This window comes from Streptococcus orisratti DSM 15617 (assembly GCF_000380105.1).
GTDB classification, from domain to species: Bacteria; Bacillota; Bacilli; order Lactobacillales; family Streptococcaceae; genus Streptococcus; species Streptococcus orisratti.
This window is the reverse complement of sequence record NZ_KB904495.1, coordinates 1-10164: the sequence shown is the minus strand read 5'-3', so window position 1 is coordinate 10164 and position 10164 is coordinate 1. Positions and strand designations below refer to the sequence as shown.

The following is a 10164-nucleotide window of genomic DNA, read 5'->3' as shown; positions in this document are numbered from 1 at the left end:
AGTTACCAACTTGTCCCATAGTAAGTTCTACCTTATTTTTTTGTCTCAGTCTAATTTCCAGTTTTGGTGTTAGACTAGAATTTACTTTGAGAATTTAGGTTCCACTTAAAAAAATGGAAAAAAGAGTTAAAAGGATTGACATTAATATGTAAAGTGTTATAATAAAGTACATGAATTCGTTAGTTTAAATCAAACCTGTTATGATTTAAGGTAATGAATCGCCATCAACCACATTGTCTGCTGAGCTTGACTCCGGGCACTGTGGTTTATTTTTATGTCAAGATGGAGACCAAACATGAACATTGAAGAATTAAATTATCAAGAAAGAGAACATGTTCAAAATCATGTTGTTCTCTTTCAGCCACAGATCCCACAAAATACTGGGAATATTGCCCGAACCTGTGCGGCAACCAATAGCCCCCTTCACATTATCCGCCCTATGGGATTTCCCATTGATGACCGCAAAATGAAGCGTGCTGGTCTTGATTACTGGGATAAACTTGATGTGACTTTTTATGATAGTTTGGATGAATTCATGGAAAAATGTTCTGGAAAAGTTCATTTAGTCAGTAAATTTGCAAGTAAGGTTTATTCAGACGAAAACTACAGTGATGGGTTGGCGCATTATTTCATGTTTGGGCGTGAGGATAAGGGGTTACCTGAAGAATTTATGCGGGTACATGCGGAAAAAGCTCTGCGCATTCCTATGAATGATGAACATGTTCGCAGCCTCAATGTCTCTAATACGGTCTGCATGATTGTCTATGAAGCTTTGAGACAGCAAGCTTTTCCTAATCTTGAATTGAGCCACACTTATGAGCATGACAAGCTAAAGTAGTAGAGAGATAGTACTTTTAATAAAAAAGTACAAAATATACTTGCAATTATCAGAATTTTCATGTAAAATATATCTCAAATATAAAGCGATGAGAGAAAGCGTCTAAGACAACAGACAGAGAGTGCCCGGGGGTGAGACGGCATGCAATCCTTAGACAACACATTCTTGAGTGCGTATGCAAAATCAAGGTTGAGAGTAGTGTACGACGGTGGGTTCACGTTACGAATCAGAAGTCTCGATACTTCGTGAGAGCAGGTAGGCGACTGTCTGCTGAACTAAGGTGGAACCACGCCTCAAGCGTCCTTGCAAGATTTTTTGCAAGGACTTTTTGTTTTCTCGTAGTGAAAGGAGCTAAGATGTCAGTGATAAAAGGTTTACGAAAGATTGCCCCCTATGTAGCAGGTAGTCAGCCCAAGGAAAAAGATATTATTAAACTCAATACTAACGAAAATGCATATGGCCCAAGTCCAAAAGTTGCCCAAGCGCTTGTTGATTTTGATACTGATCATTTACGGAAATATTCAAGCTTAGATCAAGAAAGTTTAAGAAAAGCTCTAGGCAAGCAACTAGAAATAGATCCAGATCAGATTATCATTGGAAATGGCTCAGATGATATCCTATCTATGGCTTTTCTTGCTTTTTTCAATGCTGATGAACCGATACTTTTTCCTGATATGACCTATGGTTTTTACAAAGTTTGGGCTGAGCTTTATCATATTAATTATCATGAAATTCCTCTCAATACTCGTTATGAAATTGAGACAGCTGATTATTTTGCGGAAAATGGTGGTATTGTGCTGACCAATCCTAATGCTCCAACTGGGATTTACAAACCTTTGGATGAAGTTGAGGAAATCATCAAGGCCAACCAAGATGTGGTTGTTATTATTGATGAAGCCTACATCAATTTTGGTGGTCAGACAGCTCTGCCCCTGCTTCAAAAATACGATAATGTTTTTATTACTCGAACTTTTTCAAAGGACGCCGCACTAGCAGGATTGCGGGTCGGTTATGGTATTGGAAGTCCTCGGTTGATGAAGGTTATCAATGCCATTAAAAATTCTATTAATCCTTATAATGTCAATAGTATCGCAGAATATCTAGCGGTTTCTGCTGTAGAATCTTGGGATTATTATCAGGAAAATTGCCAAAAAATCATAAAAACACGAGATTGGTTTAGCGAAAAATTGAGAAGTTTTGGATTTAATGTACTTGATTCGAAGACAAATTTTATTTTGACTGAGTCACAAGATGTTAGTGCAGAAGAGCTGTTCAACTATCTTCAGGATAAGAAAATCTATGTTCGTTATTTCCCAAACGTTAAACGTATTAAAAATTATTTGCGCATTTCCATAGGCACCCAGGCTGAGATGGAAAAAGTAGTCGAAACAATTCAGGAGTTGCTGTGATGAAAAAAACAAGTTTACCAACAGGTATGCATGACAAACTTTTTAAACGAGCGCGTGTCATGTATCAAATTGAAAGGGACATCAGTGATTTACTGATGGAACAAGGTTTTAATCGTATTGAGACACCAACTCTAGAACATTTTGAAGTTTTCTCAGATACCATCAATGCTAGCAACTATAATTTCTTTGATAAACAAGGGGAGTTGTTGAGTTTGAGACCTGATATCACCAGCCAGATTGGACGGGTGATTGCGTCTACTCGTGTTAACACCCCTGTTAAATTTTCTTATTCTGGTAAAGTCTTTAATTATAATGAAGAGATGCGTGGTTTGGCCAATGAACATACTCAGACTGGTATTGAAATTGTAGGTTTTCCAGCAAAAGATGCTTTGCAAGAGGCTATTCTATTAGCTAAGGAAGCCTTGGAGGTAGCAAGGTTAAAAAACTATCAATTTGAATTTTCTCATGCTGCTATTTTACAAACTATTTTTGATGAGTTAAATTTAGATAAGGATTTGGTTGAAGAGCTGTCAACGGCTATTCGGGATAAAAATATCACGGTTCTGCATGAATTTACCAAATCTAATTCCAGTGAATTTGATGCTTTTCTGAAAGAACTCCCGTTCTTATTTGGTGAGGCGACTTCAGTAATTACCAGAGCGCGTAATTTAGTTCAAAATAGCCAGGTGCTTGTTGCTCTGGATGACATTGAACATTTGCTTGGTTGGCTGGGAAATGACTTTGCTCAGGTAACTGTTGATTTAGGGCAGTTACCACGTATGCCTTATTATACTGGCATGATGTTTAAGGTTTTTGGAGAAAAGGTTCCAGATGCCTTCGTCTCAGGAGGCCGTTATGATAAACTTTTTGAGCGTTTTGGTGCTAAAAAACTAACTGCTGTAGGCTGGGCTATAGATGTGGACAGTATTTACCAAGCTATCCACGATGAGTTAAGTGATAGAGGAGGGGCAAGATGACTAATCAAATGACTATCGCCCTGACCAAGGGAAGGATTGAAAAAGATACGGTAGCTTTGTTGAAAAAAGCTGGCTTTGATATGAGTTTTATGGCTGATAAGGGACGCAATCTGATTTTTGAGAGTCCCGATAAGAAGTTCCGATTTTTATTGGTCAAAGCTCCCGATGTGACGACTTATGTTCGACATGGCGTTGCAGATATTGGTGTCGTTGGAAAGGATGTCCTCATTGAGCATCCAATGGGATATTTGGAAATGTTGGATTTGAACTTTGGACTTTGCAAGTTTACTGTTGCTTCTGTACCAAGTTATAACCCCAATGATCACAAACGGAAGCGGATTGCGACCAAATACCCAACTGTGGCTAGAGATTATTTCAATAAAAAAGGAGAAGATGTTGAAATTATTTCTATTCAGGGCAGTGTTGAAATTTCACCTGTTCTAGGTCTAGCAGATGCTATTGTTGATATTGTCGAAACTGGTAATACATTGGTTGCCAATGGTTTGGTCGTCTTTGAAGATATCTGTCGCATATCAGCTCGGCTTATTGCCAATAAAGCTGCCATAAAAAATAATCCAGAACTTATGGCTTTTATCAAAAAAATTGAAGCTATTGTCGGAAACGAGGAGGTGCCTTTCAAATGAAACGTTTAAAAGGAAGTAATGAAGAAATTGCTGCCTTGCTTTATCAAGAACAGTTGGAATTAAGCAGGCAAAATGTAGATGTTGAGGCGAACGTGCGAACTATCATTGATGATGTGAAATCTCGAGGTGATAAGGCTTTGCAAGAATACTCTCTCAAATTTGATCATATCACTTTAACAGATTTTGAGGTAGGACAAGATTTGATTGACCACGCTTTTGCAGAGGTTGATCCAGCTGTCCTTACGGCTCTTGAAAAGGCAAAAGCGAATATTGAAAGTTACCACCGTCAACAATTAGAAAAAGGGTTTGAAGACAGCCCTACCGAAGGTGTCATTCGCGGTCAACTCATTCGTCCCATTGAGCGCGTAGGTGTCTATGTGCCGGGTGGAACAGCTGCTTATCCGTCTTCTGTTCTTATGAATGTTATTCCTGCTAAAATTGCAGGAGTCAAAGAAATCATCATGATTACACCTCCGCAAAAGGAATTTGTCCCAGCCATTCTGGTAGCTGCTAAACTGGCCGGTGTGGACAAGATTTATCAGGTTGGCGGTGCTCAAGGAATTGCTGCTTTGGCCTATGGAACAGAAAGTATTCCTAAAGTGGATAAAATCACTGGTCCTGGTAATATCTTTGTAGCTACGGCTAAGAAACAAGTTTTCGGGCTTGTTGGGATTGATATGATTGCAGGGCCATCAGAAATTGGTGTGATTGCGGATCAGACGGCTAATCCAATTTTTGTGGCGGCAGATCTGTTGTCGCAGGCTGAGCATGATAAATTGGCTCGCGCGATTTTGGTGACCAATTCTGAAACGTTGGCTGATGCGGTAGAGGCTGAGATTGAAAAACAACTGCAAACCTTGCCGCGTCAGGAAATTGCCCGCGCCTCTATCGAAAATAACGGTCGCATTATCATTGCTGAGAATGTAGATGGCATGTTTGATCTCATGAACCAAGTTGCTCCAGAGCATTTGGAAGTGGCTATGGAAAATGCTTATGATTATCTAGATAAGATTGAAAATGCAGGTTCTATCTTCCTAGGGCATTACACTAGTGAGCCTATTGGGGATTATTACGCTGGTGCCAATCATGTTCTACCAACCACCGCCACCAGTCGCTTTTCATCAGCGCTAGGGGTGCATGATTTTATCAAACGCATCCAATACACTCAATACAGCAAGGCTGCTGTCAATGCGGCTGAAAAGGATATTACTACCTTGGCTTATGCTGAAGGTTTGCAGGCCCATGCTAGAGCTATTGAGGTGAGAAATGACCAAAATTAAAGGATTGTTAGTCATGGACGTGGATTCAACCCTGGTCCAAGAAGAAGTGATTGATTTATTGGGAGAAGAGGCTGGTGTTGGTCAGCAGGTGGCTGCTATTACTGAGCGTGCCATGCGGGGAGAATTGGATTTTAAGGAAGCTCTGGCTGAGCGTGTGGCGACCTTGAAAGGACTACCAGAATCTATTTTTGACAAAGTTTATTCCCGCATCCATTTTAATAAAAATGCCAAGGAATTGGTGGAAGAGTTGCATGCGCGTGGTTATAAGGTTGGTCTAGTTTCAGGTGGCTTTCATGAGACGGTTGACCGACTGGCAGCAGAAGCCAATATTGACTATGTTATGGCCAACCACTTGGAGATGGTTGACGGCGTCCTGACAGGCCGAACCTATGGCGACGTTGTGACCAAGGAAGTCAAGGTGCAAAAACTCCGCGATTGGGCTATTGAAAATGGGCTGACGCTGGCAGAGACTGTTGCCATGGGAGATGGCGCCAATGATTTGCCCATGATTCAGTCAGCCGGCATCGGCATCGCCTTTTGTGCCAAACCAATCGTACGCGAGCAGGCACCCTACCAAATCAATGAACCTGATTTGTATAAAGTGATTGAGATATTAGATGAGGTAAGAAAATGAGACAAGCGGAAATCGAACGCAATACCTTTGAAACCAAAATTAAATTGAGTCTAAATTTAGATGCTCAGGAACCTGTTGATATTCAAACAGGTGTAGGTTTTTTTGACCACATGCTGACCCTTTTTGCCCGTCATGGACGGCTGTCTTTGGTGGTTAAGGCTGACGGAGACCTTTGGGTGGACAGCCACCATACCGTAGAGGATGTGGGAATCGCTCTCGGTCAAGCCCTGCGCCAAGCTTTGGGAGATAAAGCGGGGATTAACCGCTATGGGACCAGTTTTGTGCCCATGGACGAAACACTTGGTATGGCCAGTCTTGATTTGTCAGGTCGTAGCTATTTAGTCTTTGACGCAACTTTCGACAACCCTAAGCTAGGCAATTTTGATACAGAGCTCGTTGAGGAATTCTTTCAGGCCCTTGCCTTTAATGTTCAAATGAATCTGCATTTGAAAATTCTGCACGGCAAGAACACCCACCACAAGGCAGAAAGTCTCTTTAAGGCGACCGGCCGCGCGCTTCGTGAAGCGGTAACGTTAAATCCCGAAATACATGGGGTAAACTCAACAAAAGGATTGCTGTGATATGAAAATAATTGTGATTGATTACGATGCGGGCAATACTGCTAATGTCTTGCGAGCGTTGAATAAGCTAGGGGTCAAAGCAGAACTGTCAGCTGATCCGCAAAAGATAGCAGCAGCTTCGGGTTTGATTTTGCCAGGTGTAGGAGCCTTTCCTGCGGCAATGGCAGAGCTGGAAAAACGCGGTCTAGTATCTGCGATCAAGGAGGCTGTTGCTGAAGGAACTCCGCTCTTAGGGATCTGCCTTGGCATGCAATTATTAGTTGAAAAAGGGCTGGAACATCATGAAACGGCTGGTCTAGGCTTTATTCCCGGACTTTGTCAAGAAATTCCTGCTATGGCTGGCTATCCTGTTCCCCACATGGGCTGGAATGATTTGCAGGTCAAGCAGGAGTCGCCGCTGACGACTGGCTTACAAGATCAAGCAGTTTATTTTGTGCACAGCTATTTTACAGATGTTCCTCAGGAATACATTGATGTAACCGCAGAATATTCTATTTCTGTTCCAGCCATGATTCACAAAGATAATGTCTTTGGCGCTCAATTTCACCCTGAAAAATCAGGAGATATCGGACTGGGCATTCTCAAAAAATTTGTGGACTTGTGTGAGAGATGAAATAAATTATAAAGGATGGTTCATTTAGGTATTTTCTGAACTGAACCCATGCTAAGATTTAACGGAATAACCAAGTTATTTTTGTTAAGTAAATAAGAAAGAAAGGAATTGAGTTCAAGCTAAAAGCTCGGAATTTAGATGAGTTGTCTAAGGAATAAAGAGTCCTTATTACCTTCCTAAAATTCGATTGCTTTTTAGACGTTCTCGCATCATATATTATGCAAATTCTTCCTGCTATTGATATTAAAGATGGTCAGGCTGTCCGTCTCTTTAAAGGAGATTTTAATCAAAAAACAGTAGTCAATCCCGACGTTCTAGGACAGGCACGCCTTTTTGCGGATGCCGGTATAGAGTTCATTCATGTGGTAGATTTAGATGGTGCCTTGGCTGGGCGAGCCACCAATCGTGATTTGATAGCAGCACTGAAGGTGGCGACAGGCCTTGGTGTTGAAGTCGGCGGCGGCATTCGCACGCTCGAGCAGATTGAAGATTACCTCAATGTTGGTATTGACCGTGTTATCATTGGCTCTATGGCAGTTAAAAATCCTAGCTTTGTCAAAGCTGCGCTGGATAAGTTTGGGGCAGATAAGATTGTCGTTGGCATTGATGCTAAAGATGGCTACGTTGCCACCGAGGGCTGGCTAGAAACAAGCACGGTTGATTACATTAGCTTAGCTAAAGAAATGGAAAAAATGGGTGTTAGTCTCTTTGTCTACACCGACGTTGACCGAGATGGTACACTGACTGGACCAAATTATGAGCACTACCAGCACTTGGTATCTGAACTGACCACAGCTAAAGTTATTGCTTCTGGTGGCATTGCAGATGTTGGCAATCTCACTAAACTTCAAGAAATTGGAGTAGCTGGCACTATCGTTGGCAAGGCCTATTATAATGGCAATATCAGCCTAGACCAATTAAAATCATTTGGAGGGTAAGATGCTAAAAAAACGAATTATTCCCTGCCTTGATGTCAAAGACGGTCGTGTGGTCAAGGGTGTTAATTTTGTCAATCTGACTGATGTTGGCGATCCTGTAGATTCAGGACGTGCTTATTACCAAGCTGGTTGCGATGAGTTGGTTTTCTTAGACATCACAGCGACATCTGACAATCGTGAAACAACAGTAGAGATGGTGCGGCACGTGGCTGATCAAGTTTTTATTCCTTTTACTGTTGGCGGTGGTATCCGTTCGGTCGAAGACATGAATAAAATGCTCAAAGCTGGTGCTGATAAAGTAGCAGTCAATTCATCTGCCCTTGCCAATCCGCAGCTAATAGCAGACTGTGCTCAGAAATTTGGTAACCAGTGTGTTGTGGTAGCTATTGATGCCAAAAAACAAGCAGATGGGACATGGCATGTTTATGTGGCTGGCGGCCGCAAGGACACCGGCAAGGATTTGCTCGCTTGGGTCAAGGAAGCGGTCAGTCTTGGTGCCGGAGAGATTCTTCTGACCTCTATGGACAAGGACGGCACTAAGTCAGGCTTTGATTTGGACATGCTAAATGCAGTTGCAGAAGCGGCAGATGTCCCAATCATTGCCTCAGGCGGTGCTGGAAATATTGAGCATATGGTGGAAGTCTTTGAAGAAACCCCAGCAACGGGTGCCTTAGCAGCCTCCATTTTCCACTATGGAGAAGTTGCTATCGCAGATACCAAAAAAGCCATGGCTGATGCGGGAATTGAGGTGCGCCTATGACAGAAATCAAACTGGATTTTGAAAAACAAAATGGACTGGTGCCAGTTATTGTGACGGATTACCAGACCAATCAAGTCCTTATGCTGGCCTATATGAACGAGGAAAGCTACCAGCTGACCCTCAAAACCAAGCAAATGCATTATTGGAGTCGCTCTCGTAATGAAATTTGGCATAAAGGAGCTACAAGCGGGCACTATCAATACGTCAAATCCATCAAAACAGATTGCGACCAAGACACCCTGCTCATTGCTGTAGAGCAAGTTGGCGCAGCCTGCCATACGGGAGCTTATTCTTGCTTTTTTAATGAGATTTTCTAAAAGCAAGTTGAATAAACACGCCTTAGGACAACAGTTACACCTTACCAAGTACACTGTTTTGTCAGTTAAGTTTGATAGAATTTTGGACAGAGTTTTTTTGTGAAAAACAAGTCTGATCCTACTATTTTTAAAGGAGTAAAAATGTTAGAAACACTATATCAAGAGGCTTTAGATCGAAAAAAATATCCCAAAGAGGGGTCTTACACCAACTATCTTTTCGATAAGGGGCTGGACAAGATTTTAAAGAAAGTCGGTGAGGAAGCTACCGAAGTTGTCATCGGCGCTAAAAATGCAGACAAAGAAGAAATTGCCAATGAAACAGCCGATGTCCTCTATCATTTGGCCGTTATGCTGGTTGAAACTGGCGTGACGCCGGACGATGTCAATAGAGTACTGGAAGATCGTCAGGGCAAAAAAAGCAATGTCCACGATCGTAAGGAAGTGACCGATTATTAGAGAAAACGTGAGATAGTGTGATGACTTACCACTTTCATCGATATCAAGGCGATTTGTCTGACTTCTTTGACTAGGTTTTTACACAACAGTATGAAAACTTTTTTCAGGAAATAAAGCCCCGTGAACAAAAAGAAATATTTCAGTTTGTTCTAGAGAAAGAACAGCAAATTTTGGCGGTAGCGTCTTGTCAAAGGTTGTATGAGACACTGAAAATCTGTGATTTTGCTGTCAAAAGTCAGTATCAAAGGAAGGGTCTGGGAAGGTGTCTTCTCAAAGAGATTAAAAATTTTGCCAAAAAATCAGGCCTAAAAACGATTGTTTTAACCACACGCTCTTACCAAACTAGGGATTTTTACCTTAAGCAAGATTTTCAAATCTATGCAGTTTAGATGACCTTCCTTTTAAAGGTGTTAAAACTTATTACATGACCTATAGAGTAGACTAAAAACTAGCATTATAAAAGTGCTAGTTTTCTCAGCTTAGTCGAAAAAATCTGGTCGAAAAAATCTTCCCCACTTGTCAAGTCAAGTGCAACAAGTTCATTGATAACTAGAGTTCCAGAGGTTAAGCTGTTTGGGCTAGCCCAAACAAAATATTTGCGGTTTTATACTTGTGAAGTCGTCTAGGTCTGTCATTGATAGCAGAGACGTAGTGATTGAGTTCTTCTGTCGTTAGTGAGTTAAGAGAGACACCTTTTGGGAGAAACTCTCTCAAGAG

13 protein-coding genes and 1 pseudogene are annotated in these 10164 nt (G+C 41.5%); 13 read left to right on the top strand and 1 reads right to left on the bottom strand.

Going from position 1 to position 10164, the window contains the following annotated elements:
* The first annotated feature begins 295 nt into the window (after positions 1–295).
* The 13 genes from A3I7_RS0109585 (at position 296) to A3I7_RS14920 (ending at position 9836) form a co-directional block, all read left to right on the top strand.
* The gene (locus A3I7_RS0109585; RefSeq protein ID WP_018376567.1) at positions 296–838 is read left to right on the top strand and encodes a tRNA (cytidine(34)-2'-O)-methyltransferase; all 543 of its coding nucleotides are present in this window, start codon (positions 296–298) and stop codon (positions 836–838) included.
* 356 nt (positions 839–1194) lie between these two features.
* Positions 1195–2247: a histidinol-phosphate transaminase gene (gene hisC, locus A3I7_RS0109580; RefSeq protein ID WP_018376566.1), complete on the top strand. Its 1053-nt coding sequence runs from the start codon at positions 1195–1197 to the stop codon at positions 2245–2247.
* Positions 2247–3224: an ATP phosphoribosyltransferase regulatory subunit gene (locus A3I7_RS0109575; RefSeq protein ID WP_018376565.1), complete on the top strand. Its 978-nt coding sequence runs from the start codon at positions 2247–2249 to the stop codon at positions 3222–3224. Before hisC ends, A3I7_RS0109575 begins: the two co-directional genes overlap by 1 nt.
* Positions 3221–3868, top strand: a complete 648-nt coding sequence (hisG, locus tag A3I7_RS0109570) for an ATP phosphoribosyltransferase (protein ID WP_018376564.1) — start codon at positions 3221–3223, stop codon at positions 3866–3868. The genes A3I7_RS0109575 and hisG overlap by 4 nt, the downstream gene beginning before the upstream one ends.
* Positions 3865–5148, top strand: a complete 1284-nt coding sequence (gene hisD / locus A3I7_RS0109565) for a histidinol dehydrogenase (protein WP_018376563.1) — start codon at positions 3865–3867, stop codon at positions 5146–5148. Before hisG ends, hisD begins: the two co-directional genes overlap by 4 nt.
* Entirely contained in the window at positions 5135–5782 is a 648-nt protein-coding gene (gene serB, locus A3I7_RS0109560; RefSeq protein WP_018376562.1) for a phosphoserine phosphatase SerB, read from the top strand. Before hisD ends, serB begins: the two co-directional genes overlap by 14 nt.
* Positions 5779–6363 carry an imidazoleglycerol-phosphate dehydratase HisB gene (gene hisB / locus A3I7_RS0109555; RefSeq protein WP_018376561.1) on the top strand — a complete coding sequence of 195 codons (585 nt, stop codon included), beginning with the start codon at positions 5779–5781 and terminating at the stop codon, positions 6361–6363. The genes serB and hisB overlap by 4 nt, the downstream gene beginning before the upstream one ends.
* Position 6364: 1 nt before the next feature.
* Positions 6365–6976: an imidazole glycerol phosphate synthase subunit HisH gene (hisH, locus tag A3I7_RS0109550; protein ID WP_018376560.1), complete on the top strand. Its 612-nt coding sequence runs from the start codon at positions 6365–6367 to the stop codon at positions 6974–6976.
* A gap of 218 nt (positions 6977–7194) precedes the next feature.
* Positions 7195–7914 carry a 1-(5-phosphoribosyl)-5-[(5-phosphoribosylamino)methylideneamino]imidazole-4-carboxamide isomerase gene (hisA, locus tag A3I7_RS0109545; RefSeq protein ID WP_003087680.1) on the top strand — a complete coding sequence of 240 codons (720 nt, stop codon included), beginning with the start codon at positions 7195–7197 and terminating at the stop codon, positions 7912–7914.
* Between the two features lies 1 nt (position 7915).
* Positions 7916–8674, top strand: a complete 759-nt coding sequence (gene hisF / locus A3I7_RS0109540) for an imidazole glycerol phosphate synthase subunit HisF (RefSeq protein ID WP_018376559.1) — start codon at positions 7916–7918, stop codon at positions 8672–8674.
* Complete coding sequence (gene hisI / locus A3I7_RS0109535; protein ID WP_018376558.1) at positions 8671–8991, top strand: phosphoribosyl-AMP cyclohydrolase; 321 nt, start codon at positions 8671–8673, stop codon at positions 8989–8991. The genes hisF and hisI overlap by 4 nt, the downstream gene beginning before the upstream one ends.
* A 141-nt stretch (positions 8992–9132) precedes the next feature.
* Positions 9133–9447: a phosphoribosyl-ATP diphosphatase gene (gene hisE / locus A3I7_RS0109530; protein ID WP_018376557.1), complete on the top strand. Its 315-nt coding sequence runs from the start codon at positions 9133–9135 to the stop codon at positions 9445–9447.
* 110 nt (positions 9448–9557) lie between these two features.
* Positions 9558–9836, top strand: a complete 279-nt coding sequence (locus tag A3I7_RS14920; protein ID WP_083907248.1) for a GNAT family N-acetyltransferase — start codon at positions 9558–9560, stop codon at positions 9834–9836.
* 175 nt (positions 9837–10011) lie between these two features.
* Here the strand turns inward: A3I7_RS14920 and A3I7_RS14185 are convergent.
* Positions 10012–10164, bottom strand: a pseudogene (locus A3I7_RS14185) (IS30 family transposase); the annotation flags it as partial.